The sequence below is a fragment of the Arthrobacter sp. StoSoilB20 genome (genome assembly GCF_019977295.1).
In the GTDB taxonomy this organism is placed as follows: Bacteria; Actinomycetota; Actinomycetes; order Actinomycetales; family Micrococcaceae; genus Arthrobacter; species Arthrobacter nicotinovorans_A.
The window spans coordinates 638,071-664,242 of record NZ_AP024651.1 but is presented as its reverse complement, the minus strand read 5'-3'; the positions used below and the strand labels follow the sequence as shown (position 1 = coordinate 664,242).

Sequence of the window (26,172 nt, the reverse complement as noted above, 5' to 3'; positions counted from 1 at the left end):
AACCCATCACAGGTCCGGAATCCAGCACCGGCGGGAAAGATCCGAGGAAGGCCGCCATGAGCGGCTGGATCGGAAGCGCGCTGGAGTACTACGACTTCGCGCTGTATTCCTTGGCAGCAACGCTCCTGTTTCCCACCATCTTCTTTCCCACGGAAAACCCCACGGTGGGCATCATCGCCTCGCTGGCAACCTACGCCGTGGGCTACGTTTCCCGCCCGCTCGGTGCCGTGATCCTGGGCGCCTACGGAGACCGGCACGGGCGCAAGAAAGTCCTTGTCTTCGCCATGCTGCTCATGGGCTTCGCCACGTTTGCGGTCGGCCTCCTGCCGACCTACGGACAGGTGGGCCTCCTGGCTCCCGTCCTCCTGGTAATCCTCCGGCTGATCCAGGGCTTCGCCGTGGCAGGTGAACTCGGCGGTGCCAGCGCCATGATCGTGGAGCACTCCCCCGACGCCAAGCGCGGCTTCTTCGCAAGCTTCAGCCTCCAAGGCACGCAGGTGGGTTCAATCCTTGCAACCGCCGTCCTGATTCCGCTGGCCGCATTCCTCCCTGACGAGCAATTCCATGCCTGGGGCTGGCGCCTGCCGTTCCTGCTCAGCGCAGTAGTGATCCTGGCCGGCTACGTCATCCGCCGCCGCGTGGACGAGCCCCCGGCCTATCTGGCCCAGTCCGGGGACGCCGGCGCCAAGCGCCGCTTCCCGCTGGTGGACCTCCTGCGTACCCACCCCTGGGTTCTGGTCCGGTGCGTCATCATGACCTTTACCAACGTGATCGGCATGGCCACCCTCATCTTCGGGGTCTCCTTCGCCACCCAAAAGGGCTACGGCATCGGCTTCTCCAGCAGCGAGTTCCTCTGGGTTACCCTGGCTGCCAACGTCGCAGCAGTCCTGACCATCCCGCTGTTCGGCGCACTGTCCGACAAGATCGGCCGGCGTTCCCTGATGGTCGCCGGTGGCCTTGCGGGCGGACTGCTCACCGTGGGCTACCTGTGGGCCATCGAACAGCGCAGCCTGCCCTTGGTATTCGTCTGCGTCGTGATTGTCCAAGGCATCCTCTTCCAGATGTGGAACGCCACCTTCGCTACGTTCTTCCAGGAGCAGTTCCCCATGCGGATGAGGGTCACCGGTTTCGCGGTCTCCCAGAACATCGGCCTCATGATCGCCTCGTTCTTCCCGAGCCTGTTCACGGCCATCGCTCCCCCGGGCTCAGCCAACATTCCCCTGGTTATTGGCCTGACCACCCTGGGAATCTGTGCTGTGTCCGCTGTGGCAACGCTCTTGTCTTCTGACACCCGGGGCAAGTCGCTCGAGGACCTTGAAGCACGCTAGATCGCCGAAATCGCCCCTTGTGCACCGAGATCGCCGGAACGGCTCCAGCTCGCTGGTCCCTTCCGGCGATTTCGCGCGTTTCCGGCGATTTCGCGCGTTTCCGGCGATCCCGTAGCTAGTCGCCGACCAGCCCTGTGGCACGATGACATACAGCTTGCAAAGCCCAACGGGTACCCCGGATCAGCAAGGAGAACGTGACATGAGCACACCCATCAAGATCGCTGTGACCGGCGCGGCCGGCCAGATCGGCTACAGCCTCCTCTTCCGGATCGCCAGTGGCGCCTTGTTCGGCGCCGATACGCCGGTGCAACTGAGGCTCCTGGAAATCACGCCGGCGTTGAAGGCACTTGAGGGTGTGGTGATGGAGCTCGATGACTGTGCGTTTCCCGCGCTCGACTCCGTGGAAATCGGCGACGACGCTGATCACATTTTCGACGGCGTGAACCTCGCCTTGCTCGTTGGCGCCCGTCCGCGCACCAAGGGCATGGAACGCGGCGACCTGCTCAGTGCCAATGGAGCTATTTTCACAGCACAAGGCAAGGCGCTGAACCGGGTCGCGGCCGACGATGTCCGCATTGGAGTGACAGGCAACCCGGCCAATACCAACGCCTTGATTGCGATGAGCAACGCCCCTGACATACCCGCTGAGCGGTTCAGCGCCCTGACCCGGCTGGACCACAACCGCGCCCTTGGACAGCTTGCCAAAAAACTCCAGGTCCCCGTAGGGGATATCCGCAAAATGACGGTCTGGGGCAATCATTCCGCAACGCAGTATCCGGACATCTTTAATGCAGAGGTCGCCGGCCGGAACGCGGCCGAGGCGGTGAACGACCAGGACTGGATAGAGAACGAATTCATCCCCACGGTTGCCCGGCGGGGTGCGGCGATCATCGATGCCCGGGGTGCGTCCTCCGCGGCATCGGCAGCGTCGGCCACCATCGACGCAGCCCGCGACTGGCTGCTCGGCACACCGGAGGGCGATTGGGTTTCCATGGCCGTTGCCTCTGACGGATCATATGGAGTGCCCGAAGGCCTCATCTATTCGTACCCGGTGACAACCTCAGGCGGGAACTGGGAAATTGTTCAAGGGCTGGAAGTGAACGACTTCAGCCGCAAAAGGATGGATGCGACAGCCGCCGAGCTTTCTGAGGAGCGGGCCGCCGTGGCTGAACTCGGCTTGATCTGAACCCGGCTTGATCTGATCTCCGTCAATGACGTGCAGTTGGCGTGACCAGACGGGCAAGCTCGGTGCCCGGCGCCGCCAGCCGGTCAACAGTACTGAAGATGAACTCCTGCATTGCTGCGGTGGCTGCTGAAGGACCAATGTCATTGCGCCGGGCCAGATTGACGGTCCTTCTCAGCGAGGGGTTGACCAGGCGGACACTGCGCAGTCCGGGCCTGCCGATGACAACCATGGCCGGCACCACAGCCACGCCCAGGCCACGTTCGACGAACCTCAACACTGCGTCCATCTCGGCGCCCTCGACGGCGATCACCGGTTCCAGCCCCTTGGCGGCGAACGCGGCTTCCGTGGCCACCCGCAGGTCATAGCTTCGATTGAAGGCCACCTGGGGAATGTCGGCCAATTCCTCCAAGGTGAGTTCTTCCCGCCACCCTGATCCGGCGGCGGAGACAACCACCAGCTCTTCGGTCAGCAGCGGAACCAGTTCGGTGCCCTGTACTGCGGGATCTGTTCCGCGGGTGACCACCAGGGCCAGGTCCAGGGCGCTTTCGTTCAGGGCATCGACCAGGAAACGCGAGCCGCCTTCAGTGATATGCAGTTCCACTCCGGGATGCGCGCTGCGGAAAGCAGCCAGTACATCAGCCACCAGTGAGACGCACAGCGTGGGCGGGGCGCCCAGGCGGACGCGGCCCCGGCGCAAACCCGCCAGCTCATTCATCTGCTCCCGGGCGGTCTCCGCGTCACCGAGCATGCGCCGGGCGATGGGCAGAAGCAGTTCTCCCGCATGCGTCAGCGTGGCTCCGGCGGGTCCACGGTGGAACAGTGCCGTTCCCAGATCTGCTTCCAGCGCAGCGATCTGCCTGCTCAGGGATGGCTGCGCCACGTAGAGTTGCTCGGCCGCACGTGTGAAATGCCCCACCCTGGCAAGGGCCTCGAATGAGCGCAACTGCTCCAACTTCATCTTCATAGCATAAACGCATCAGGTTGAGCCAAATAATTCATTGGATACATGAAGAGGACCGTCCTAGCGTTGATGCCATGAACTTCAACGCCACTCCAGAACGACTCATGTCCACTTCGGTGCTTGTCATCGGCACCGGCGGCGCAGGCCTGCGCGCCTCCATTGAACTCGCCCAGCGGGGTGTGGAGGTACTGGCGGTAGGCAAGCGACGCAAACACGACGCCCACACCAGCCTGGCCGCCGGGGGCATCAACGCTGCCCTGGGAACGATGGATCCCGAAGACAGCTGGCAGCAGCACGCAGCCGACACCTTGCGGGAGTCGTACTTCCTTGCCGACCCGTCCATCGTCGAGACGGTAGCCCGGAACGCCGCCCAAGGCATTGAGGACCTTGAACGGTGGGGAATGCCCTTCGCCCGGGAGGATGATGGACGCATCTCCCAGCGTTTCTTCGGAGCACACAAGTATCGCCGCACCGCCTACGCCGGGGACTATACCGGGTTGGAGATCCAGCGAACGCTGATGCGCCGGGCCGCAGAGCTGAACGTGCCCATCATCGACACCGTCTACATCACGCGGTTGCTCGTGGCCGACGGCACCGTCTTCGGCGCTTATGGATTCGACGTCGTGGACGGCACTCCCGTCCAGATCCACGCCGATGCGGTCATCCTGGCCGCAGGCGGACATACCCGTATCTGGCGGCATACCTCCTCCCGGCGCGATGAGAACACCGGGGATTCCTTCCGGTTGGCAGCCCTGGCCGGGGCGAGCATCCGCGACGCCGAGCTGGTCCAGTTCCACCCCTCCGGCCTGTTGGAACCCGACGACGCTGCCGGAACCTTGGTCTCCGAGGCCGCCCGTGGAGAAGGAGGCATTCTCACCAACGCCCTCGGCGAGCGCTTCATGGCACGTTACGACCCCGAGCGCATGGAACTTTCCACCCGGGATCGGGTTGCGCTGGCCGCATATACCGAGGTGGCCGAGGGACGCGGCACGGAGAAGGGCGGCGTCTACCTGGACGTTTCGCACCTGCCGCGGGAAACCATCATGGAAAAGCTGCCACGGGTCTACCGCACGCTGATCGACCTGCAGATGCTGGACATCACCACCACCAAAATCGAAATCGCTCCCACAGCGCACTACTCCATGGGCGGGGTCTGGGTGGCACCGGAGGACCACGGAACAGGAGTGAACGGCCTTTACGCAATCGGCGAAGCCTCTTCCGGGCTTCACGGTGCCAACCGTTTGGGCGGCAATTCACTCATTGAGCTGCTGGTTTACGGCCGGATCACCGGTGGGCACGTGGCTGACTACGTCCATTCACGCACGCACATCTTCCGGGATACTGCCGCCGTCGAGATCGCCCGCCGGGAGTTGCAGACCCTCCTCAGCGAACGCGGAACAGAGTCCGCACGGCGGCTGCAGCGTGAACTCCGCAACCTCATGACCGAGCACGCAGGGGTAGTGCGCACCGAGAAAGGGCTGGAGCTGGGACTTGAGAAGTTGACCGCGTTGGAGGAACGCGCCCAACTGGTCACAGCCCATCCGGACATCGCAGGGTTTGATGACCTGGCCCACGCCTACGACCTCCTGGGCTCCCTGCTCGCGGCACGGGCCACCCTGGAGTGCGCGCTGGAACGCCGCGAAACCCGCGGAGCCCACAACCGTGCCGACTTCCCAACGGCAGATCCGGCATTGCAGGGGAACTTCATCTGGTCCACCGATGAGGGGGTCAGGTTCGAAAGCCTGCCCCCGGCTCCGGATTCGTTCCGGGCACTGGCCGAGGCCAATGCGGACGACTCCGTTGCCGGCAAGCTCGTGGAGTGAACCTTAAGGAACGGTGACCACGATCTTCCCGCGGGTGTGGCCCTCCATGTTGAGCCGGAAAGCATCAGCTGCCTCGGCCAGGGGCAGCGCGGTGGCTACTTCCACCCGGATCTTGTGCTCGTCCACCAGGTCAGCGAGTTGTTGAAGTTCGGCGCCCACGGGATTGACCCACATCCAGGTACCGCCGTGGGCCTCCACCTCGTTGTCGGCAATGGAGGCGTGGCGCCCGTTGTCGGCCAGGACCTCAAGCGTGGCTTCAAGGTTGCCGCCCACGAAGTCGGCCACCACGTCCACGCCTTCGGGACGCACGGCCTTCACCCTGGCGGCAAGGCCTTCACCGTAGGCAACAGGTTCGGCACCCAGTGACCGCAGGAAGTCGTGGTTCTTTTCAGATGCCGTGGCGATCACCTTCGCGCCGCGCGCCACGGCGATCTGAATACCCAGGGAGCCCACCCCGCCGGACCCGCCGTGGATCAGGACTGTTTCTCCCGACTGAAGGCCCAGGCGGTTGAGCACCTGGTACGCGGTGAGTCCGGCCAGGGGCAGCCCGGCCGACTCATTCCAGTCCAACGATTCCGGCTTGCGGGCAAGCAGCCGCTCCGGCAGGGCGATGTACTCGGCGAAACTGCCGCCGTGGACGTAGTCCTTCCGGCCGTAGGAGATCACTTCGTCGCCGGGCTTGAAGTGGGGAGCGTCAATACCAACAGCTTCCACAACGCCCGCGACGTCCCACCCGGGGATCGCCGGAAATTGGAGGTCCATGAGCGGATCAAGGTGGCCTCCCATGATTTTCCAGTCCACCGGATTGACGGAGGATGCCTTCACTTTGACCAGGACCATTCCCGGCCCCACCTTGGGCATTGGTTGCTCTGTCAGTTCAAGGACGTCGGGGTTTCCGTATTTGCTGTAAGTCATTGCCTTCATATGAGCGACAACTCCCGTTTAGCGCAGCGTATTCCTAATCGAAGAAGCCAACGATGTAGCCGATGAAGTACAGCAGCGAGAGCAGGACTCCGGCGCCGATGGCGGCAAGCCATAAGGCCTGGGTTCCCTTCCGGGGGCCGCCCTCGTCATGGCCTTGGGGGCCTGCGGTGGAGGATTCGCCCGGAGGCGTTTCTCCCGGTGGCACTCCGCCGCCGGGCTCAAGGCCGGTGATCTTGTCCTCATACGGATCGGGATTGGGTCCTGACACGCTCACTCCCCTTGTAGCAGTGGTGACGCTTTGACCCAGCGTATCGAACCGGCACGGCCAGAACCACAGCAACCTTACAAACCCGGTGAAACTCTCAGCGACCCCACACTGTGTCACGCGTCGCCGTCCGCACACGATAGAGGGATGTGGTGGCCGTGATGTAGAGGTCATGCCCGTCGACTCCGCCGAAACAGAGATTGGACACCCTTTCCGGAAGTTCGACGGCGGTCACCAGCCCGCCGTCGGGCGCGTAAACCCGCACCGAGGCCCCGGCCGAAGTCCACACCCTGCCCTCGACGTCAACGCGGAAACCGTCCGAGGCCCGGTCCTCTTCAAGTTCCACAAAGGTGGTTCCGGCCCCACACCGGCCATCCTCAACCGGATAGGCGGCAATGCGGAACGGGACTCCGTGGGACGCGCCGGCGGTATCGGAGACGAACAGCCGCGATTCATCCGGTGAAAAAGCCAAACCGTTCGGATGGACCAAATCGGTAATCACCGGCGTCAGGTCATTGGTTGCGGGGTTCAACCGAAACACGTAGCAGCCGCCGTACTCCTGCTCGCCCTCGTGGCCTTCCACCGTCCCGGGCAGGATTCCGTAGGGCGGATCCGTGAACCACACCGTTCCATCGGCGGCCACCACAACGTCGTTGGGCGAGTTGAGCCGATGCCCACCGAACGCTTCAACGATCGGTGACACGACGCCGTCGTGGTCCCGTTCCACCCGCCTGCGGCCGTGGCTGCACTGCACCACGCTGCCGTCATGGTCCAGCGTCCGGCCATTGGTGTATTCGACGCCGGTGGCGTACTCACGGGTTGCACCGGTTGCCGGGTTGAACTCCAGGCTGCGGTTGTTGGGGATGTCGCTCCAGCGGACTGTTTGCGATTCCGGTATCCAGGCCGGCCCTTCTGCCCACACGGTGCCTTCGAAGAGCTTTTCCAGAGTGCCGGTGATCAGTTCGTCCATGCGTTAGAGACTAGTCCTCCACAGGTCCCACTGCGGCCTTTGCGTCCGACGGGGTGTTGCTGTCCGCCCGCTGGGCAGCAGGCATGGCGATCACGGCCACAACAGTGAGGACGGCACTAACAAGCACGGCCAGGAACACCGCTGCGGAGGCGTTCACAGTTGTTTGGGGATCGACACCGCCGCTGGGACCACCGGCGTAAATGGCGTTGGCGATTGCACCGAAGACCGCCACACCCAAGGCGCTGCCGATCGAACGGGCAAACAGGTTTGTGCCCGTGACCACGCCGCGCTCGTTCCACTCCACGCTCGACTGGGCGGCAATGAGGCTGGGGGTAGCAACCAGCCCGAGCCCCAGGCCCACAATGAAGCAGGCCAGTGCCACCAACACCACATTGGGCGAGGACGCCGTGAAGGCAAGCACTGCCGCGCCCGCCACGGAGATGACGATTCCAATCAAGGCGGTGCGTTTGAAACCGATGCGGAGATAAAACCGTCCGGCCTGGGATGCGCTGATCGGCCAGCCCAGCGTCAGGGCAGCCAAGGCAAGGCCGGCGAGGATGGGAGAAGTCTTCAGGGCCCCCTCAAGGAACGTCGGAACATAGGACGTCAGGCCCAGCATGACCGCACCAACACCAAAGGAAATCAACGCCGTTGTTGCCAGGAGCCGCCGGGAGAGCACCCATGCGGGCAGGATCGGCTCCGCCGCCCTCCGCTCGGCCAGGACGAAGGCAGCAAACAACAAGCCACCCACCGCGAAGACAGTAATGCTGACCGGAGAGTTCCACGCCCACGCCTGGCCACCTTCCAAAGCCCCGAGAATCAGCAGGCTCAAGGAAACCGTGAGGAGACCGGCGCCCAGGTAGTCGATCCTGTGCTTGGCGCGCTCAATGTTCTCGTGGAACGTCCTTATCAGCATCCAGCCCGCAAGGAAGCACAACGGAATGTTGATGAAGAAGATCCAGCGCCAAATTTCCAGGGAAGCGAAAACCCCTCCCAAAGTTGGCCCCACTACGGAAGAAATGGCCCACACGCTGGCCAGATAGCCCTGCACCTTGGCCCGCTCGGCAAGGGTATAGATATCCCCCGCGATGGTAATAGCCACCGGCTGCACCGCCCCCGCGCCCAAGCCCTGAAGGACGCGGAAGGCAATGAGCGCCGGCATGCTCCAGGCGAACCCACACAGGATCGATCCCAGCAGGAACAAGCCGATGCCGCTGAGGATGATGGGCTTCCGGCCTACGACGTCCGAAAGCTTGGCGTAAATCGGCACCGACACAGCCTGTGCCAACAAGTACGCGGAGAAAAGCCAGGGGAAGGAACTGAATCCGCCGATGTCTTCCACCATGGACGGAACCGCCGTGGCCACAATGGTCGAGTCGATGGCCACCAGGCCGGTAGCCAGCATCAGGGCAATCAGGATCGGTCCGCGCCGGGACCGGAATCCGACTCCTTCGGTGGTTTCCGTTGTCATGGTGCCCTCATTCCGTCATCATCACTGGTTTCGCTCCAAAAGGAGTAACCCCACGGGCCTGGAGATTAGTCCCTGGAAGGAAAGACCTGTGCGAACTGCTTCACTCGATGTAAGTTAGCCAATAATTAGGCTAGTTTCTGGCCTGAAGTTTGGCTAAAATACAGCTATGAGAACAGTGCCACTGAGTGAAGCCAAGGACAAGCTGTCCGCCTTGGTCGAAGAAGCAGACTCAACGCACGAGATCATTCAAATTACGCGACACGGCCATCCATCTGCCGTTCTCATGTCCGCGGACGACCTGGAATCTTTGCAGGAAACCATCCACTGGCTCTCGCAGCCAGGTATCCGTGAAGACCTGGACCAGGCTAAACGCGACATCGCCGCGGGCAACACCACCAGCGGGGACGATCTCCGCCGGGAGTTTGGACTCCCGGCCCGGTGACCGATTCGGCCGGCACCAGTCCAAGTCCATGGACGATCGAAGTCACAAGCCCGGCGTTGCGCGGCTTCAGGCGCTTACCGGAAAAGGCCGCTACCGCGATCATTGAGTTCGTCACCGGACCCCTGGCGGAGAATCCGCATCGGCTCAGCAAGCCTTTGACGAACGAACTCCTCGGACTCCGCACCGCTCGGCGAGGCGATTATCGGGTGCTCTTCACTCTGGACCTTGAAGAACATGTCCTTTTTGTCCACCGCATCGAACATCGATCTGATCTTTACAAACCCCGATAAGCTCCACGCAGGATTATCGGCAGTCGCACCGCCCGAACCGGGATAAGAACGACGACGGCGGGTCACCTCCGGTTCCGTGAGGAACCAAGGTGACCCGCCGTCGTCGTGAATTGGCTGGTGGTGTCAGTCGTTGATGAGGTCGTGGACCACGATCGTCTGGTCGCGGTCCGGGCCGACGCCGATGGCCGAGAAACGGGTGCCGGAGAGCTTTTCCAGGGCCAGCACGTAGTTCCGCGCGTTCTCCGGGAGGTCTTCCAGGGTGCGGGCACCGGTGATGTCCTCAGTCCAACCGTCGAAGTACTCAAAGATGGGCACTGCGTGGTGGAACTCGGTCTGCGTCATGGGCATTTCGTCATGGCGCACGCCGTCGACGTCGTAGGCAACGCAGACCGGGATCTGCTCAATGCCCGTGAGGACGTCCAGCTTGGTGACGAAGTAGTCCGTGAAACCGTTCACGCGGGAAGCGTGGCGGGCCAGGACGGCGTCGTACCAACCGCAGCGGCGGGGGCGCCCGGTGTTCACTCCGAACTCGCCGCCGGTCTTCTGCAGGTACACGCCCATGTCATCGAACAGTTCCGTGGGGAACGGACCGGCGCCAACACGCGTGGTGTACGCCTTGATGATGCCGATGGACCGGGAAATGCGGGTGGGGCCAATGCCCGAGCCAACCGAAGCGCCGCCGGCGGTGGGGTTGGAGGAGGTGACGAACGGGTAGGTGCCGTGATCGACGTCCAGGAACGTTGCCTGCCCGCCTTCCATGAGCACAACCTTGCCCTCGTCCAAAGCGTTGTTGAGGACCAGTGTGCTGTCGATGACCAGCGGGCGGAGCCGCTCGGCGAAGGAAAGGAAGTACTCCACGATTTCGTCCGCAATGATGTCGCGGCGGTTGTAGACCTTGACCAGGAGTTCGTTCTTCTGACGCAGCGAACCTTCCACCTTCTGGCGGAGGATGGACTCGTCAAAGACGTCCTGGACACGGATACCCAGGCGGGCCACCTTGTCCATGTAGGCCGGGCCAATGCCGCGGCCCGTGGTACCGATGGCGCGGCTGCCAAGGAAGCGCTCCGTCACTTTGTCCAGGACCTGGTGGTACGGGGCAACCAGGTGGGCGTTGGCCGAAACGCGCAGGCGCGAGGTGTCCGCGCCACGGGCTTCAAGGCCGTCGATCTCCTGGAACAGGGCCTCGAGGTTCACCACGCAGCCGTTGCCAATAATGGGAATGGCGTTGGGGCTCAGGATGCCCGCGGGAAGGAGCTTCAGCTCATACTTCTCACCGCCAACAACCACGGTGTGCCCGGCGTTGTTGCCGCCGTTGGGCTTGACGACGTAGTCAACGCGGCCACCGAGCAGATCGGTTGCTTTGCCTTTGCCTTCGTCGCCCCACTGGGCTCCGACGATCACGATAGCGGGCATGGGATCCTCCCCCATTCTTTCGGGCGAGACACTGACCGGATGACCAGGACTCGACGCCGTACATGAGAATGCCCCGACGATACCGGTGCAGCCTGCCACGACGGCCGGCATACGCAAGAGTTCGGGGCTCTTACCAGCCAAGTTTAGCCGATGGGACCGCTTTCTCTGGTGTCAAGGTGTCTTGAACGGCAGCCTGGTGAAGTTTTCCCCAGGGAAACCCGGGCGCGCCGACGTCAGGCCGCGGGCAGATTGCGGCAGCTTCCGCCAAGACCGGCCACCAACCCTGCATTTGACGCCACGGAAGCAGCCTTCGACGTCCATCCTGACACCGGGTCCTTGACCGTAATCGCAATCTGGAGCTCGGTTCCCAGCCCCAGGAGCCCGCCCAGCAGGTTTGCCTGGACTTCGGTGCTGTACCCCGAGGCCGCATTTCCCGTGGTGTTGGCCGCCAGGTTGTACCCAGTCAGCGGGGCCAACGCCGAGCCCAGTCCGCTGGTGGATACCTGCAGTTCGGCATTCGCCAGGGAGTACCCCGCCGGCGCTTTCCACAGGATGCGGACATACGCCCCCAGTCCAAGAACGCCTGGGTTGTAGGTGCACTGGCCATTGAGTGTGGGAGCCGGAATGGTCACCGTCCCGAAGCTCCCGGACGCAAACTGATCGCGCTGCCACGCCGCCTCCGTGGAAGCCGGCGGGTTCACCACGGAAAGCACCACGGCGAGAGGCACAGCCAGCACCAGCCCTGACCGCACTTTGGCCCATACCCTCACCGGCCACCACCCCGCAGGCGCGCCAACCCAAAACCTGCCATGACCGCCACAATGCCGAGCAGCGCAAACCCGCCCAGCCTGAAACCCGTGTGGGCAAGAGCGTCCGACGGCGGTTCCGCCGGGTTTCCGGGTGAGCCTCCTGAACCAGCACCGTCACCGGAACCAGCACCGTCACCGGAACCAGCACCGTCACCAGAACCGTGAAAGCCCAGCACAATTTGTGTCCGGCTCCCCGCACTTCAGGCGGAACATCCTCGGCCAGTGTTGCCCTCACCAAAACGTGGGCATGGGTGGATTCCAAAGCTCCTGGGCTCATGAGGTCCACCCGCACGCCGTCGGCCCTGTTCAGGGGCGTCCGCTGCATCAGAACACGGGGACCTTGGGCGCAGGAACTTCCCGTCCAGGGTTCGGAGCAGCCCTGGAGCTCCACGCTCAGGAAGTCACGCAGGGCCGCCGCATCCGCCGGACCGGGCTCCATGCCCACCTCCAGGGATGAGGCGGGTTCACCACGAACCTGGACATCCACCACCCAATCCGCGCTTCCACCAGGGGTGAGGCGATGCACTTGGCCGGTGGGTCCGGCGTCGAGCTCCAACCAACCGGGCGGGTAACCGTCCGCGGCAACTGCCGGTGCGACTGCCGGTGCAGCGGGCGCGGCGCCAAGCATCAATACGCCAGGAAGCAGCACGCCCAGCAGCCCCGCCGGACTAAGCCGCCACATGTTGTCCGGTCCTTCGTCTGCGAGTGCTCCTCGGCCACAGCACCCACGTCACCAATGCGGACACGGCAACCGTGGTGGCGCCGAGGACCACGGGGTTGGCCGCAGCCGCCAGCGGGTGCGCGAGCCCCGGCGCGGACCAGATCACCAGCCGGACTTTCTCCACCACGTAAGGGGCGGGATCGGCTTCAGTGTTGGCGTCGCCTTTCATGGTGATGGTCCGGGCGGCTCCCTGCGCAGGCTCCACGGATTGGACCCGGTGCGTGATGGGCAGTTTGCCGGGCCTGTCCACGGTGACTACATCCCCGATGCCGATATCAGCTGCCGGGATTTGGCGGACCACCGCCAGTGATCCGGCCGGAATGGCCGGGGACATGGACCCCGTTTTGAACATGACCAAGGTGATATTGAAGAGCAGGGCACACACCACCGCCAGGATGCAGACGGCGCCGCCCACGGCAGCAAGGTTCAGCAATGTTTCACGCAGCCTGCTGCGGAATCGGCGGCCGCTCATGAGCTCGAGGTGGCAGTGAACTGCCAGGTCGCAGTAGCAGTCTGGCCTTGGAGCGCGTTGTTGGCACCAGCCGGCAGAGTGACCTCGAAGCAGAACTGCGCGGGCGTTCCAGGCAGCGTCGCCGACGCTGCCGACAAGGGATTGACGACGCCGGCAGCCTGCCCTTGCGTCAACGGCTTGGCGCCGTCGCTGCCCACTACGAAGGTGGGTGTTCCGGTGAAGGACGCAGCATCGCAGGTAGCCGAGCGGACCACCCTGTAGCGCAGGGCGGCGCCAAGCTCGGCGGTTCCCGTCCCGCTGCTGGTTACGGCCGGAATCCCGAGCACCACCTCGCCCGCCACCGAGTTTGCCTTGGTTCGGAGGGCGAAGGGGGCATAGACCACACTGCCCGGGCTCATGGAAGTGGCCGTGAACACCAACGCTGCACCGGGCGCAACGTCGTTGGCACTCCACGTCCCTGACGCGTTGTACGGTTTGGTGACGTTGGACTCGGTGACGAATACGCTCGCGCCAAAGGCACCGGCGGCAAAGTCGCTGTCAGTCCACGAAGCAAGGGTCACGGAACTGCCCAGCCCCAGCACCAAGGCCCCTGCCAGCAGCGCACGAATGCGGATCAGCGCCGCACCGCGCTGGGTTTCGGCTTCTCGTCTGCCCATGGGTTACTGCGATTGTGCGGCGAATTCCCAGGTGGTGGTCCCGGATTGGGATTGGACGAGGCCATCATCTGCGGTAATCCGGAAGCAGAGGTTCACGGCGGTGCCATTGGCCGTGCCGCTTCCCTGCACCAGGTCGAAGGTGACACTGGCCGGCGTGGTGCCCAGTGCCTGCCCGGCTGCCACCAACGTTTCCGTGACGGGTTCTCCACACCCGAAGCCAGCGGACTGCGTCAGCGAGTAGGTCAGGCCGGTGAGGGCTCCGGTGGAGGTCTCCGTGGTGACTGTGACGGTGGCGTCGTTGCTCGTGGTGTCGTCCAACCTGACTGCGAAAGGCGCCGTGACGACGTCGCCGGGTGCCAGGTTGGCCGGCGCGGCAGTAAAGCCGAGCGTTGCCGGGTCGTCGACGGGGTTCTCTCCGAACGATGTCCCATCCGTGCTGCCCTCGAGGTTGAAGGCACCTGCCGTGAAGGTTCCCTGGGCAAATTCGGAGTCATTCCAAGCTGCCAAGGTGATGGCTGCGCCTACCCCCAGGACCAGTCCGCCGGCAAGGATGGCACGGACTTTCGGTGATTTCCGGGACCCGATGTCACGCTGGCCCGGGTCCGTTTCCGGCGACGCTGTTGATGCAACCACTATTACCCCCACGATTGTTGTTGCTGACGATCAAGGGATCGTCAGTCCGGAGGTGGGGGTCCCCGGTTGGTTTCCCCCAAAACCTTGGTTCCAACTGATCATTCCCGCGAAGGTATGTCAACGCTTTGACGTGGGCAAATGCGTTTAGGTCCCCTGCTCCCCCGCGACGAACTCCAAGGCGGCTTCGGCGAAAGCAGGCCAATCCTCATGCTCGGCGAAGGGCAGCTCCACCCAGTCCTTGAACGGACGGCCCATGCGTGAAGGGTCGAAGAGGACGGCTCCGGGAAGGGACAGTGCGCGGGCATGCTCAGCAGTATCACGGCCCAGTTTGAAGACCACTTTGTCTCCGTTCAAGCAGGCCAGCGCCTTCTTGTTGAGCATGAGGGAGGTGGCGCCGAACATCTTTCCCATGACCACACCGGCCGGCGCCAAGTCTTCCCCGAGTCCCTCAAAGGCGGCAACGGCAGCAGCCGACGATTCCTGTTTCTCCATAGGGCGCATCATGCACCATGCCGCGGGCCTTCGTCGAGACCGCGGCTCCGGCTCCGGCTCCTGCAAGGAGTTGGCCCCGCCGTCCGAGACGCCGGACACGTTTCCGGGCAACACGCCGCGTCGCATTTAAAGGGCGCGCCGGAGCAGGACCCGTTAACCCCCATAGTCCGGTAAGGTTAGTTAGCCCCCAACAGCACCCTTTGAGGTTCGGCCGCGGCATGCCCGCGGCCCCTTGGAACGGTGCGCTGTAACACCTAGGAGACCTAACCCCTGATGCAAGAACTGGCGACTGAATCACCCGAAGAAATCCTCTGGAACCGCCGCTACGAACCGCACATTGCCGAGGTCAACGAGCTGTGCGACTCCATCAAGGAGCAGAAGCCGGGCAGCGAGGTCCTTTACATCGACCCCGCTCACAGCATGGATGACTGCCGCATCGTCAGCCTTTTCTCCAACCAGCGCACCACCACCGGCGAAGGTTTCATCACCCCCGGTGACGAGGAAGCCGCCACCCGTATGCTCGGTATGCAGTGGCAGCTGGGCCTGCGTCCCGCGCTCATGATGCCCTGGAACGCGTACCCGTGGATCGAACCCAACGAGGAACCGGGCAAGCTCACACCTGCCAACATCACCGAGGGCTTGAAGCCGCTCCTGCGCCTCCTCCAGCTCCTGCCGCGCACGTCCGCCCTTGTGGCACACGGCAACGAGGCACACCGTCTGGCCGACCAGCTCATGAAGGCCGCACCGGCAAGCATCGCCCGCCGTGGCTTCAAGACCTTCAAGGTCCGCTCGCTCGGTGGCCGCTCCTTCGCCGGCACCCCGGCCCGCCAGCAGGAATACCTGGATGCCATCCACGGCGCCTACGCCGAGGCCATGGCCCGCACGGGCATCCCCCGCAAGGCGTAGTTCCCTTCCTTGCGTGGCCCGCTTTGCGCCCCAAACCTCCGGGTAAGCGCGTAGACCGGGCCTCACAACGCACGCACCCTTCCTTGCGTGGCCCGCTTTGCGCCCCAAACCTCCGGGTAAGCGCGCAGACCGGGCCTCACAACGCACATACGACGGCGGCCCCCACCTTTTGGTGAGGGCCGCCGTCGTCGTTGGGGTGCTTGTTGTTGGGCGGCGTTAGCCGGCCAGCATGCTGCGGAGGTCCTTGAGGATCAGCTGCGCGCCGGTGGGGCCGAGCCCCAGGAACCAGACGTCGTCGCTGACGGCCTTGGCCTGGCCGGCTTTGACTGCGCCGAGCTTGGGCCAGACAGCGCCTTCAACCACGGAGGTTTCGCCCGTGGCCGCGGGGTCGCCGTAGCTGCTGTAGAAGATCCAGTCGGCATCGCCCTGCTCGATGTTCTCGGCCGAGATCTCGGCTGCGAGTTCATCGATGTCCTGGTTCTCCGGACGGGCCAGCCCGGCGTCCTTGAGGATCACGCCGATCAGCGACTTGTTCGCGTACAAACGGATCTTGCCCGGGAGGAAGCGCACCAGGGAGATCTTGGGATCGCCCTTCACGTCAGCCTTGAGCGCATCGGCTTCGGCCTGGTAGTCGTTGAGTGCCTTGACGGCTTTGTCTTCCTCGCCCAGGGACTTGCCCACCAGCAGGAAGTTTTCCTTCCAAGGGAAGCCGGGGCGGATGCTGAACACCGTGGGAGCAATGGTGGAGAGCTGCTTGTACAACTTGTCGGCCCTGAGTTGGCTACCCAAAATGAGATCCGGCTTCAGGGCAGCGATGGCCTCAAGGTTGAGGTCCTGGATGGTGCCTACCGACGCCACATCCTTGACCTTGTCGGCCAGGTAGGTGGGGACCGGGTTGGCGCCTTCGGTGGTTGCCATGCCCACCGGAGTGACGCCAAGGGTTACGACGTCGTCCAGTTCACCGGTGTCCAGAACCACCACGCGGGTGGGCTTCTTCTCCAACGTGGTTTCACCGTTGGCGTGCTTGAGCGTGCGGGGAAAGACACCGGGAGCGGCGTCGGTGCCCAATTTGGCCGTCTCCTGGTCCGCGGTGGTGAACTTGGAGCCGCCCGTGGCAACATCGGCGTTGCCGGCAGCAGACCCTGAGCCACCACTGGTGCCGCAGCCCGCGATCAGGCCAACCGCCAGGACGGCACCTGCCGCCTTCAGCACAAGCTTGCGCACTGCCATCCGGCGCTGGGGGGAAGCCTTGCCCGGCTGCACTTCAAAATCGTCATTTTTCACTGGGTAAGGCTAACCTAATTAAGGCACACTTCTGTGACGTTGTGACGACAGTCACCACAATGCCCGTCTTATTACCGCCCCTCTGCGAAATGGTCCCTGCTGTGTCCCCATCGACGGTGTCATGTCCCCGGTAGCCGCTCCTGCCCTTCCGGCTGTCAGCGCGGCTGCCGGTTCCGGCGTCGTCAATAAGTCCCGGTGGAGGGTCCTCTTCCTCGCCCTGGCAGCGGCCGCCCTGGTGGGTGCGGTGTTGCTCAGCCTGGGTGTTGGAGCCAAGTTCATCCCGGCATCGACGGTCCTTGAGGCCTTCACCAACCCACAGGACTCCGCCGATCACGCGATCATCCTGCAGAACCGGCTCCCCCGCACCTTGATGGGGATCGCGGTAGGAGTCTCCCTAGGCGTGGCCGGTGCGCTCATCCAAGCGATCACGCGCAATCCCTTGGCTGATCCGGGCATCCTGGGCGTCAACGCCGGCGCGTCGTTTGCCATTGTGGTTGCCATTGGCGTCTTCGGGATTGGCTCACTGAGCGGCTATATCTGGTTTGCGTTCGCCGGCGCCATCCTCACCACGGCTGCCGTGTACCTGATTGGCACCTCCGGCAGGAACGTGGTGAATCCCATCAGGCTCACTTTGGCCGGTGTTGCCTTGGGCGCCGTCCTCACCGGCATCGGCTCAGGGCTGACGCTCCTGAATCCCAGGGCTTTTGACCACCTGCGCTCGTGGAGCATCGGCTCGTTGGACACCCGCAGCATGGAATCGGTCCTGACTGTGGCGCCGTTCATGGGCCTGGGCTTGGTGATCGCCGTGTTCTGCGTGGGCGGGCTCAACGCCATGGCGCTGGGCGACGACCTCGCCACTTCCTTGGGCGCCAACGTCAACCGCACCCGCATCCTGGGCGTCGTGGCCATCACCCTCCTCAGCGGAGCGGCAACAGCCGGTGCAGGTGCCATCGGTTTCGTGGGCCTCATGATTCCGCACGTAGCCCGCTGGATTGTGGGCCCGGACCAGCGGTGGATCCTTGCCACCACCGTGGTGCTCTCCCCCATCCTGCTGCTGGTGTCGGACGTAGTGGGCCGGATCGCTGCTCCCGGGGAACTCCAAGTGGGCGTGGTGACCGCATTCATTGGCGCGCCGGTGCTGATTGCCCTTGCACGGCGGCGGAAAGTGAGTGGGCTGTGACGCGCCTGGACCAGAGCAACCGCACCGACTTTGGCCGGTCCACCGCTGTGGTCCGAAACCGTTGGCTGAGCTTCCGTGTCGACATCCGCAGCATCCTTGTCTGCATCCCGTTGATTCTGGCCGCGCTGGCCGTGGCGGTGGCCAGCCTGGCAACCGGTGATTACGACGTTTCAGTGCCGCAAGTACTCCAGGCCTTCGCCGGTGACGCACCGGGTCTTGCCCAAACCATAGTCATGGAGTGGCGGCTCCCGCGCGTCCTGGCAGCACTGGTCTTCGGTGCAGCACTTGGCATGAGCGGCGGAATCTTCCAGTCCATGACCCGCAACCCGCTGGGCAGCCCGGACATCATCGGCTTCAACACCGGCGCCTACACCGGAGCGCTGATCGTGATGCTGACCATCGGCGGCGGATATTTAGGCATCGCTGCAGGGGCCTTGGTTGGCGGAATCCTCACCGCGTTGGCCGTCTACTTGCTCGCCTACCGCCGCGGCTCCCAAGGTTTCCGGCTCATCATTGTGGGCATCGGCATCAGTGCCATGCTGGCCGCCTTCAACCACTGGCTGATCCTGCAGGCCGAGCTTGAGGCCGCGCTGGCGGCCGCCGTCTGGGGAGCCGGGTCCCTCAACGGCATCACCTGGGAGCAAGCGGCGCCCGCCGCCGTCGTGGTTGCAGTGGTTGGCTTGGGCACGTTGGCAGCCGCCCGCCGGATGCAGTTGCTGGAAATGGGCGACGACGCCGCACGCGCCTTGGGCGTCCGGGCGGAACCCACCCGCTTGCTGCTGCTGGTCCTCGGCGTCGCACTGACGGCTGCTGTCACCGCGGTTGCCGGTCCCATCGCTTTCGTTGCCCTCGCGGCACCGCAACTTGCGCGGCGGCTCACTCGAAGCGCGGGCATCACGTTGGTTCCCTCTGCCGTGATGGGAGCCTTCCTGCTGGCAGCGAGCGACCTCGCGGCCCAACGCCTCTTTGCCCCGATCCAGCTGCCAGTGGGCGTTGTGACGGTATGCATCGGCGGAATCTACCTCGTTTGGCTGCTGGCCAGGGAAGCAAGGAAATCATGAGCCTCACCACCGCTGCCCCGCAGCTGCACGCCGAAGCACTCACCATCGGCTACGAGCAACGCGTCATTTCCGAGAACCTCAACGTGCGGATCCCCGAGGGGCAGTTCACGGTGATTGTCGGGCCCAATGCGTGTGGCAAATCAACACTGCTGCGCGCCCTCGCCCGGCTCATCAAGCCCCGCAGCGGTCAGGTGCTGCTGGACGGGAAATCCGTGACCGCGCTTCCCGCGAAAGAACTTGCCCGGCGTCTGGGGCTCTTGCCGCAGTCTTCCATCGCGCCCGACGGCATCACCGTGGCGGACCTCGTGGCCCGTGGACGGTACCCGCACCAAAAACTGCTGCGCCAGTGGTCCGAGGCTGACGAGAATGCAGTTGTCGACGCCATGGAGGCCACCGGCGTCGCAGCCCTGTCCGGCCGTTTGGTGGACGAACTGTCCGGCGGGCAGCGGCAGCGAGTGTGGGTGGCCATGGTCCTCGCCCAGCAAACACCGCTGATGCTGCTGGACGAACCCACCACGTTCCTGGACATAGCCCATCAGATTGAACTGTTGGAACTCTTCCGCGAGCTCAACCTGGACAAGGGCCACACCCTGGTTGCCGTGCTGCACGACCTCAACCATGCCAGCCGCTACGCGGACCACATCATCGCCATGAAGGACGGCGTGGTGGTGGCCGAGGGCGCTCCCGCTGACGTGATCACCGAGTCCTTGGTGGAGGAAGTCTTCGGGATGGCCTGCCGGATTATTGACGATCCCGTGACGCACACGCCGCTGGTGGTTCCGCTGGGGCGGCCGCGGCACTCCGCTGTTACGGACTGAGCGCTGTTACGGACTGAGCGCTGTTCGACTAACGCCCTTAACGACGACGGCGACCCCCACCTTTCGGTGAGGGTCGCCGTCGTCGTGTGCTTTATTGATTCCGCGTCAGCGGGCTTCGAGCGCTGCCTTGGCCTTGGGGTCCGAGTCGTTCAGGAACTTCTCGATCCGCTCCGGCTCTTCAGCCTCGCCGATAGCCGATGCTGCCCGGCCCAACGCGTAGAGGGCACGCAGGAAGCCCTGGTTGGGCTCATGCTCCCACGGGATAGGTCCCACTCCGCGCCAACCGTTGCGGCGCAGGGAGTCCAGTCCGCGATGGTAGCCAACGCGGGCGTAGGCGTAGGACTCGATGGTCCGGCCTTCGGCCCAGGCTTCCTCGGCGAGGATGGCCCACAGCAGGGACGACGTAGGGTTTTTGGCCACCAGGTCCAGCGCTTCGTTGCCGAGCGCCAAGTGCTGGTAGATCTCGGTTTCAGCGGGCAGGAGCGTAGGCTCCGGCCCCATCAGGTTCTTGCGGAATTCGTCAGACATTAGAAGGTCTTGCCCACCGAACCGAGCTGCTGTGCGGCTTCGACGATGCGCGCGGCCATGCCGGCTTCGGCCGAAGCACCCCAGACGCGGGGGTCGTAGGTCTTCTTGTTGCCCATTTCGCCGTCGACCTTCAGGACGCCGTCGTAGTTGGAGAACATGTGGCCGGCAACCGGGCGGGTGAAGGCGTACTGGGTGTCGGTGTCGATGTTCATCTTGATGACACCGTAGGAAACGGCGTCAGCGATTTCCTGCTCGGTGGAGCCTGAACCGCCGTGGAAGACGAGGTCGAACGGGTTTTCCTTGCCGATCTTGGCGCCAACCTCGGACTGGATCTGCTTGAGCAGTTCCGGGCGGAGCTTGACGTTGCCCGGCTTGTAGACGCCGTGCACGTTGCCGAAGGTCAGCGCGGTGAGGTAGCGGCCGTGTTCGCCGGCGCCGAGTGCCTCGATCGTGGCCAGGGCGTCCTCGGTGGTGGTGTAGAGCTTCTCGTTGATCTCGTTCTCAACGCCGTCTTCTTCGCCACCAACGGTGCCGATTTCAACTTCGAGGATGATCTTCGCAGCAGCTGCACGTTCCAGCAGCTCGCGGCCGATGCGCAGGTTCTCCGGGAGGGTCTCGTGCGAGCCGTCCCACATGTGCGAGTTGAAGATGGGGTCGTTGCCGGCCTTGACGGCTTCCTCGGAAGCGGCGAGCAGCGGCAGGACGAAGTCCGCCAGCTTGTCCTGCGGGCAGTGGTCCGTGTGCAGGGCGATGTTGACGTTGTAGTTCTTGGCAACTTCGCGGGCGAACGCGGCGAAGCCGAGGGAACCGGCAACCATGTCCTTGATCGAAGCGCCGGACCAGTAGGCTGCGCCACCGGTGGAAACCTGGATGATGCCGTCCGATTCGGCCTCGGCGAAACCGCGGATCGCAGCGTTCAGAGTCTGCGACGACGTCACGTTGACCGCGGGGAAAGCGAATCCGCCTGCCTTTGCGCGGTCGATCATCTCGGAGTAAATCTCTGGGGTTGCAATGGGCATGGTGACTCCTATGCTGAATTCGTCTGTGGGTTGGTAACCCTGGAGTAGACCGCTTACGGCTAGCACCCATCCTAGCGATATCCGCCGGGACGCCGTGTTTCGGGTCACTGGGGGCTCTTAACACTTCCGCCGGGTTCACAATCCGCCAGCTACCTCTGATTCATCGAGACGGTGGATATACTGCCGGAATGGAGTTCCCCCCGAGCGCAAACCATCAGCCCCGCCCAACGCCACCCCTGCCGCCCCAGGGCGGTACTTTCCCGGAAGCGCACCCCGGGCGGAAACGGAAGATGATTATTGCCATTGCAGCGGGTGCGGCGGCCTTCCTCACCGCAGCCATCGTTGCTCTGGTTCTCCTGGTTTTGCCGTTGTTCTCACCGGACCGGGGCATGAGCGCCACAGCAAAAACATACTTCCAGGCCCTGATCGATGGTGACGGCGAGAAAGCCCTCAGCGTATCGGACCCCGGCGTCCCCGAGAATGAACGGGCTCTCCTCCAAAACAACGTGTACAAAAATGCAAAGCAGCACATTGACGGTTACCGGATCCTGGAGGCAAGGTCGGAGTTCGTCACTGCCGAAGTCACCCAGAACGGCCGCAAGCAGGAAATCATTCTGAGGATGACCAAGTCACGTGAAGGCGAGTGGAAGGTTGGGCCCAAAAACTTCCAGAAAATCCGGATCAGTTCCAACCGTCCCGTGGGGTTGTTCACCGTGAACGGCGTGGTTGTTGCCGCTCCTGACTCCGGAACCGCTGCCAGTGATTCCCTGCTGATGCCGGCCTTCCCCGGCGAGTACACCCTCGGCATTTCCGGAGACAAGTACACAATGGCAGAAGAGCAGAAGGCCTTGATCAGCATTGACCGGGCGATTTCCAAGAACGCCGAACGTTTGAAAGTGTTACCCACCCAGCTGCTCCTGGACGAGACCCGGACGCTTCTTGAGAACAAACGGACTGAATGCACTGCCTCCGCTCTGGCTAGTACCGCCGAAGCGACGCGTCGTGGCTGTTCCGGGTTTGCGATCTCCGAATACCGACCTACCCGCAACGTAAAATGGACCATCGAGAAGGAGCCCACCTTCACTCTCCTTCGCGGCGAGGACAGTTGGATCATTCAGTCGGCGCAATCGGGCGCGGCTTCGGTGAGCTACGAAGTGAACAGCGGCCGTGACGACGCCCCGCAATGGGAGCCGAAGGTTGAGATTGTAATACCCAGAGCCTCAGGTGAGATTCACATCGTCGACGGAAAAGCGACTCTCAAAGACCAATAGAACGGCAGCTGCCCGGGGTCATACTGACAGCTCGCCTAGCTCACGGGCTGTTGGAATACGTGCCGGCGCACCCACGCGTGCATGGCGATGGCGGCCGCGGAGGCAGCATTCATGGACCGGGTGGAGCCGAACTGCTCGATTGAAAGCGTAGCGACGGCGGCATCGTGCACCTCGGGTGTCAGGCCGGGGCCTTCCTGGCCGAAAACCAGCACGCAGTTCTTCGGGAGGTCGTACGTCTCCAACGGCACCGAATCCGGGAAGATATCGATGCCGATCACGGCAAGCCCCTCCCCCTCGGCCCACTGCACGAAGTCCTCGACCGTGGGGTGGTGGCGGACGTGCTGGTAGCGGTCGGTGACCATGGCCCCGCGACGGTTCCACCGGCGTCGACCAATGATGTGGACCTCCTTGGCAAGGAACGCGTTGGCGGTCCGGACCACCGTGCCGATGTTGAGGTCGTGCTGCCAGTTCTCTATGGCGATGTGGAAATCGTGCCGCTTTGAATCAAGGTCCGCGACGATCGCCTCGTGCTTCCAGTACCTGTACTGGTCCACCACGTTGCGGCGGTCACCATCCCTCAACAGGTCCGGATCCCAGTGGTCGCCAACCGGCAGCTCACCTTCCCAGGGCCCGACGCCAACCTCGGGCTTCGCTTCTTCCCCGCCTTCCGGTGTGGTCTCGGCCGAGGACAGGGCAGGGGTGGGCAGGGCTGTAGTGGGGGGAAGGTCAGTCACCCCTCAACTTTAGCCCTGCCGCTTGGACCCGCCGGGACTAGCCCATCTTCCACTTGTTGATGCGGTACGAGTTAGCCAACTGCTCAAAGAGCCCGGGGTGCGCGTCCCAGTATTCCTTGTGGCCGCTGACGCCAAGCATCTGCGGTGTTCCCCAGGGAGTTACGGAGAACAGGTTGACGGCTTGGATGGCTTCACCACGGGCGTTGGCGCAGGTGAAGCCGACAACAACTGCTGCACCGCGGCGGAACTCACGGATTTCCGGCATTGAGGTCTTGAAGTTCGAAGCGCACTTGTGACCCACCAGGTTCTGCGGCAGCTCGGTGGCCGACATGCCCTTGTAGCGGGCTTCGATGTCCTGGATGGCTTTCTTGACCTCAACAGGATCCTTGCCGAACTTGCCCTCCTCCGACTCGGCGAAGAACGCATAGGCGAGCGCGATGCCGTCACCGTCGGTCTCCACCGTGCCCTGGGCCTTCTTCTGGATTTCTTCACCCGTGGTGGGGTCCTTGGTGATTCCGAACGACTCGTCGTGGGTCCATTCGGCCAAGTACTGGAAGGAGGATTCGCCCGTCACCCACCTGTTGAACAACGGATCACCGTCGGCGGGTACGTTGCTGGGGCCGGCGAGTTGCTCCCACACGGACGGCAGCGGGATGGCACCGGCGGGCATGGTGGAGGACGCCGAAGCCTCCCCCGACGGTTCGGAGGACGGTTCAGCGGACGGTTCAGCGGCTGCATCCGAGGCTTCATCCGAGGACGTCACCGAGGGCGACGGGGACTCCACTGCGGTGGGCTTGGTCATGGACGGGATCAGCCACGTGAACGCCACCACCAGGGCAATAATCACGACGACGGCGACACCACCCAGGATGAGGAACAACGACTTCCGGTTGTGGTCGCCCGGGTTCTGGCCGGGTCCGCCGGGCTGGCCTGGGTAGCCGGGCTGGCCGGGCTGACCGGGGTAGCCTGCTCCGGGTCCGCCGGGCTGCGCCGGGTAGCCTGCGCCCGGGTAGCCTGGCTGGTCCTGCTGCGCTGATGGACCCTGCCGGGCATCAGGGTAGCGGTGCACGGTCTCGGCATACTCGCCGTCGGGGTGGCCCGGCTGGTTCGCCTGCTGCGCGGGGTATGCCTGCGTTGGGGGCTGCTGGGTGGGATACGCCTGCGTCGGATAGGACTGGGCGGGGTAGGCCTGCGTCGGCGGCTGCTGGGTGGGGAATGCCTCGGTCTGGCCCTCGCCCGGCTGGCCCTCACCTGGCTGGTATTGGCCCGGCTGCCCCTGCCCTGGCTTGTACTGTCCGTACTGGCCTTGGCCGGTGTCGTAGCGGGGCTGCGGCACGCCGTCGGGGTTGTAGGGAGGCTGCGGCGCTCCGTTGTTGTTGCTCATGACAGGCCCTTTCGAAAGCAGTGGGTCACCGGGATGTTTCTGGGACATCCGGTGGATAAACCGTAAGAGGGGACCTGCTGAAGCGTGGACGACGCATAAAAACCACCATGTCGATCCCCCGACCCACGGTGGTGGCACGCCTGCGCCGCCACAAGCGTAATCGAGTTCGAGCCGCCGGGCGCAAGTCACAGCCGTTATCCACATGGGCAGAACTACCCACATAAGCGGGATTCCAGGATGTTCGGGCCGCGGATTGATGGAAGACTGGTGGAAGTGCATGAACAACCCCAGCCGGAGGCAAATATGGCAGAAGAAACCACGTCCACATCGGTTTATCGGAACGGCCACGAAATCGAGTGCTGGCTCACGGACATGGACGGCGTCCTGGTCCATGAGAACCAGGCAATCCCCGGCGCGGCTGAACTCATCCAGCGCTGGGTGGATACGTCCAAGCGGTTCCTGGTCCTGACCAACAACTCCATCTTCACTCCCCGCGACCTCGCAGCCCGCCTGCGTGCGTCCGGCCTGGAGGTACCGGAAGAGAACATTTGGACGTCGGCACTGGCCACGGCCCAGTTCCTCAAGGACCAGGTCCAGTCCTCGGATTCGGGCAACCGCGCCTACACCATCGGTGAAGCCGGGCTTACAACCGCGCTGCACGAGGCCGGATTCATCCTCACGGACACCGATCCTGACTTCGTGGTGCTGGGTGAGACCCGCACCTACTCCTTCGAAGCGATCACCATGGCCGTCCGCCACATCCTGGCCGGTGCCCGGTTCATCGCCACCAACCCGGATGCCACCGGCCCCTCCAAGGACGGTCCCATGCCCGCCACCGGAGCCATAGCGGCCATGATCACCAAGGCCACGGGCCGCGAACCGTACATCGTAGGCAAGCCGAACCCCATGATGTTCCGTTCCGCCATGAACCAGATCGACGCCCATTCCGAGACCACTGCCATGATCGGTGACCGCATGGACACTGACATCGTTGCCGGCATGGAAGCGGGCCTGCACACGGTCCTGGTCCTCAGCGGAATCACCCAGCGTGAAGAAATCGTGTCCTTCCCGTTCCGGCCCAACCAGATCCTGAACTCTGTGGCCGACCTCAAGAGCCAGATTTAGGAACAA

The 26,172-nt window shown here is 63.8% G+C and carries 28 protein-coding genes; 12 read left to right on the top strand and 16 right to left on the bottom strand.

Annotated elements, in window-relative coordinates; translation table 11 throughout:
- The first annotated feature begins 5 nt into the window (after positions 1–5).
- Positions 6–1,328: an MFS transporter gene (locus tag LDN85_RS03175; protein WP_223945414.1), complete on the top strand. Its 1,323-nt coding sequence runs from the start codon at positions 6–8 to the stop codon at positions 1,326–1,328.
- Positions 1,329–1,527: 199 nt separating this feature from the next.
- A complete protein-coding gene (locus LDN85_RS03170; protein ID WP_026548110.1) occupies positions 1,528–2,514 on the top strand; it encodes a malate dehydrogenase in 987 nt (328 codons plus the stop codon).
- Between the two features lie 22 nt (positions 2,515–2,536).
- Here the strand turns inward: LDN85_RS03170 and LDN85_RS03165 are convergent, their stop codons facing one another.
- Positions 2,537–3,478: a LysR family transcriptional regulator gene (locus tag LDN85_RS03165; RefSeq protein WP_223944569.1), complete on the bottom strand. Its 942-nt coding sequence runs from the start codon at positions 3,476–3,478 to the stop codon at positions 2,537–2,539.
- A gap of 71 nt (positions 3,479–3,549) precedes the next feature.
- On the opposite strand from LDN85_RS03165, the gene LDN85_RS03160 reads away from it, so the two are divergent.
- Positions 3,550–5,298, top strand: coding sequence for an FAD-dependent oxidoreductase (locus tag LDN85_RS03160; protein ID WP_223944568.1), 1,749 nt, complete (start codon positions 3,550–3,552; stop codon positions 5,296–5,298).
- A gap of 3 nt (positions 5,299–5,301) precedes the next feature.
- On the opposite strand, the gene LDN85_RS03155 is transcribed toward LDN85_RS03160, so the two are convergent.
- The 4 genes from LDN85_RS03155 to LDN85_RS03140 all read right to left on the bottom strand — a co-directional run bounded on the left by LDN85_RS03155 (position 5,302) and on the right by LDN85_RS03140 (position 8,928).
- Positions 5,302–6,222 (bottom strand): NADP-dependent oxidoreductase, encoded by a 921-nt coding sequence (locus LDN85_RS03155; RefSeq protein WP_223944567.1) that lies wholly within the window; start codon positions 6,220–6,222, stop codon positions 5,302–5,304.
- Between the two features lie 34 nt (positions 6,223–6,256).
- Positions 6,257–6,490, bottom strand: a complete 234-nt coding sequence (locus LDN85_RS03150) for a DUF6480 family protein (RefSeq protein WP_026542327.1) — start codon at positions 6,488–6,490, stop codon at positions 6,257–6,259.
- Between the two features lie 94 nt (positions 6,491–6,584).
- A complete protein-coding gene (locus LDN85_RS03145) occupies positions 6,585–7,457 on the bottom strand; it encodes an SMP-30/gluconolactonase/LRE family protein (protein ID WP_223944566.1) in 873 nt (290 codons plus the stop codon).
- Positions 7,458–7,467: 10 nt separating this feature from the next.
- Positions 7,468–8,928: an MFS transporter gene (locus tag LDN85_RS03140; protein ID WP_223944565.1), complete on the bottom strand. Its 1,461-nt coding sequence runs from the start codon at positions 8,926–8,928 to the stop codon at positions 7,468–7,470.
- A gap of 166 nt (positions 8,929–9,094) precedes the next feature.
- Between LDN85_RS03140 and LDN85_RS03135 the strand changes: the two genes are divergently transcribed.
- Positions 9,095–9,370 (top strand): type II toxin-antitoxin system Phd/YefM family antitoxin, encoded by a 276-nt coding sequence (locus LDN85_RS03135; protein WP_026548114.1) that lies wholly within the window; start codon positions 9,095–9,097, stop codon positions 9,368–9,370.
- On the top strand, positions 9,367–9,660 hold the full coding sequence (locus tag LDN85_RS03130; protein ID WP_091553723.1) for a type II toxin-antitoxin system RelE/ParE family toxin: 294 nt from the start codon (positions 9,367–9,369) through the stop codon (positions 9,658–9,660). The genes LDN85_RS03135 and LDN85_RS03130 overlap by 4 nt, the downstream gene beginning before the upstream one ends.
- Before the next feature lie 123 nt (positions 9,661–9,783).
- Here the strand turns inward: LDN85_RS03130 and LDN85_RS03125 are convergent, their stop codons facing one another.
- Positions 9,784–11,073, bottom strand: coding sequence for an adenylosuccinate synthase (locus tag LDN85_RS03125; protein ID WP_144663349.1), 1,290 nt, complete (start codon positions 11,071–11,073; stop codon positions 9,784–9,786).
- 233 nt (positions 11,074–11,306) lie between these two features.
- Entirely contained in the window at positions 11,307–11,843 is a 537-nt protein-coding gene (locus LDN85_RS03120) for a hypothetical protein (protein ID WP_223944564.1), read from the bottom strand.
- A gap of 286 nt (positions 11,844–12,129) precedes the next feature.
- On the opposite strand from LDN85_RS03120, the gene LDN85_RS03115 reads away from it, so the two are divergent.
- The gene (locus LDN85_RS03115) at positions 12,130–12,339 is read left to right on the top strand and encodes a hypothetical protein (protein ID WP_223944563.1); all 210 of its coding nucleotides are present in this window, start codon (positions 12,130–12,132) and stop codon (positions 12,337–12,339) included.
- 211 nt (positions 12,340–12,550) lie between these two features.
- Here the strand turns inward: LDN85_RS03115 and LDN85_RS03110 are convergent, their stop codons facing one another.
- The 4 genes from LDN85_RS03110 to LDN85_RS03095 all read right to left on the bottom strand — a co-directional run bounded on the left by LDN85_RS03110 (position 12,551) and on the right by LDN85_RS03095 (position 14,856).
- Positions 12,551–13,075, bottom strand: coding sequence for a signal peptidase I (locus LDN85_RS03110; protein ID WP_223944562.1), 525 nt, complete (start codon positions 13,073–13,075; stop codon positions 12,551–12,553).
- Positions 13,072–13,731, bottom strand: coding sequence for a SipW-dependent-type signal peptide-containing protein (locus tag LDN85_RS03105; RefSeq protein ID WP_223944561.1), 660 nt, complete (start codon positions 13,729–13,731; stop codon positions 13,072–13,074). The genes LDN85_RS03110 and LDN85_RS03105 overlap by 4 nt, the downstream gene beginning before the upstream one ends.
- Before the next feature lie 3 nt (positions 13,732–13,734).
- Positions 13,735–14,364 (bottom strand): SipW-dependent-type signal peptide-containing protein, encoded by a 630-nt coding sequence (locus LDN85_RS03100; protein WP_223944560.1) that lies wholly within the window; start codon positions 14,362–14,364, stop codon positions 13,735–13,737.
- Positions 14,365–14,508: 144 nt separating this feature from the next.
- On the bottom strand, positions 14,509–14,856 hold the full coding sequence (locus tag LDN85_RS03095) for a hypothetical protein (protein ID WP_035761145.1): 348 nt from the start codon (positions 14,854–14,856) through the stop codon (positions 14,509–14,511).
- Between the two features lie 273 nt (positions 14,857–15,129).
- On the opposite strand from LDN85_RS03095, the gene LDN85_RS03090 reads away from it, so the two are divergent.
- Complete coding sequence (locus LDN85_RS03090) at positions 15,130–15,762, top strand: hypothetical protein (protein WP_026542318.1); 633 nt, start codon at positions 15,130–15,132, stop codon at positions 15,760–15,762.
- A 216-nt stretch (positions 15,763–15,978) separates the two neighbouring features.
- On the opposite strand, the gene LDN85_RS03085 is transcribed toward LDN85_RS03090, so the two are convergent.
- A complete protein-coding gene (locus LDN85_RS03085) occupies positions 15,979–16,992 on the bottom strand; it encodes an iron-siderophore ABC transporter substrate-binding protein (protein ID WP_223945413.1) in 1,014 nt (337 codons plus the stop codon).
- Positions 16,993–17,167: 175 nt separating this feature from the next.
- Between LDN85_RS03085 and LDN85_RS03080 the strand changes: the two genes are divergently transcribed.
- From LDN85_RS03080 to LDN85_RS03070, 3 genes are read left to right on the top strand one after another with little or no spacing between them, the layout of a single operon-like run.
- Entirely contained in the window at positions 17,168–18,226 is a 1,059-nt protein-coding gene (locus LDN85_RS03080) for an iron chelate uptake ABC transporter family permease subunit (protein WP_223944559.1), read from the top strand.
- On the top strand, positions 18,223–19,287 hold the full coding sequence (fepG, locus tag LDN85_RS03075) for an iron-enterobactin ABC transporter permease (protein WP_223944558.1): 1,065 nt from the start codon (positions 18,223–18,225) through the stop codon (positions 19,285–19,287). Before LDN85_RS03080 ends, fepG begins: the two co-directional genes overlap by 4 nt.
- The gene (locus LDN85_RS03070) at positions 19,284–20,105 is read left to right on the top strand and encodes an ABC transporter ATP-binding protein (RefSeq protein WP_223944557.1); all 822 of its coding nucleotides are present in this window, start codon (positions 19,284–19,286) and stop codon (positions 20,103–20,105) included. The genes fepG and LDN85_RS03070 overlap by 4 nt, the downstream gene beginning before the upstream one ends.
- Positions 20,106–20,210: 105 nt before the next feature.
- On the opposite strand, the gene LDN85_RS03065 is transcribed toward LDN85_RS03070, so the two are convergent.
- Positions 20,211–20,633, bottom strand: a complete 423-nt coding sequence (locus tag LDN85_RS03065) for a DUF3151 domain-containing protein (RefSeq protein WP_011773312.1) — start codon at positions 20,631–20,633, stop codon at positions 20,211–20,213.
- A complete protein-coding gene (fbaA, locus tag LDN85_RS03060; protein WP_026542313.1) occupies positions 20,633–21,652 on the bottom strand; it encodes a class II fructose-bisphosphate aldolase in 1,020 nt (339 codons plus the stop codon). The genes LDN85_RS03065 and fbaA overlap by 1 nt, the downstream gene beginning before the upstream one ends.
- Positions 21,653–21,942: 290 nt before the next feature.
- On the opposite strand from fbaA, the gene LDN85_RS03055 reads away from it, so the two are divergent.
- On the top strand, positions 21,943–22,923 hold the full coding sequence (locus LDN85_RS03055) for a hypothetical protein (RefSeq protein ID WP_223944556.1): 981 nt from the start codon (positions 21,943–21,945) through the stop codon (positions 22,921–22,923).
- 35 nt (positions 22,924–22,958) lie between these two features.
- Here the strand turns inward: LDN85_RS03055 and LDN85_RS03050 are convergent, their stop codons facing one another.
- Complete coding sequence (locus LDN85_RS03050) at positions 22,959–23,615, bottom strand: TrmH family RNA methyltransferase (RefSeq protein ID WP_223945412.1); 657 nt, start codon at positions 23,613–23,615, stop codon at positions 22,959–22,961.
- A 79-nt stretch (positions 23,616–23,694) separates the two neighbouring features.
- On the bottom strand, positions 23,695–25,041 hold the full coding sequence (locus LDN85_RS03045) for a hypothetical protein (protein ID WP_223944555.1): 1,347 nt from the start codon (positions 25,039–25,041) through the stop codon (positions 23,695–23,697).
- Between the two features lie 303 nt (positions 25,042–25,344).
- On the opposite strand from LDN85_RS03045, the gene LDN85_RS03040 reads away from it, so the two are divergent.
- The gene (locus LDN85_RS03040; protein WP_035761154.1) at positions 25,345–26,166 is read left to right on the top strand and encodes an HAD-IIA family hydrolase; all 822 of its coding nucleotides are present in this window, start codon (positions 25,345–25,347) and stop codon (positions 26,164–26,166) included.
- The last annotated feature ends 6 nt before the right edge of the window (positions 26,167–26,172 follow it).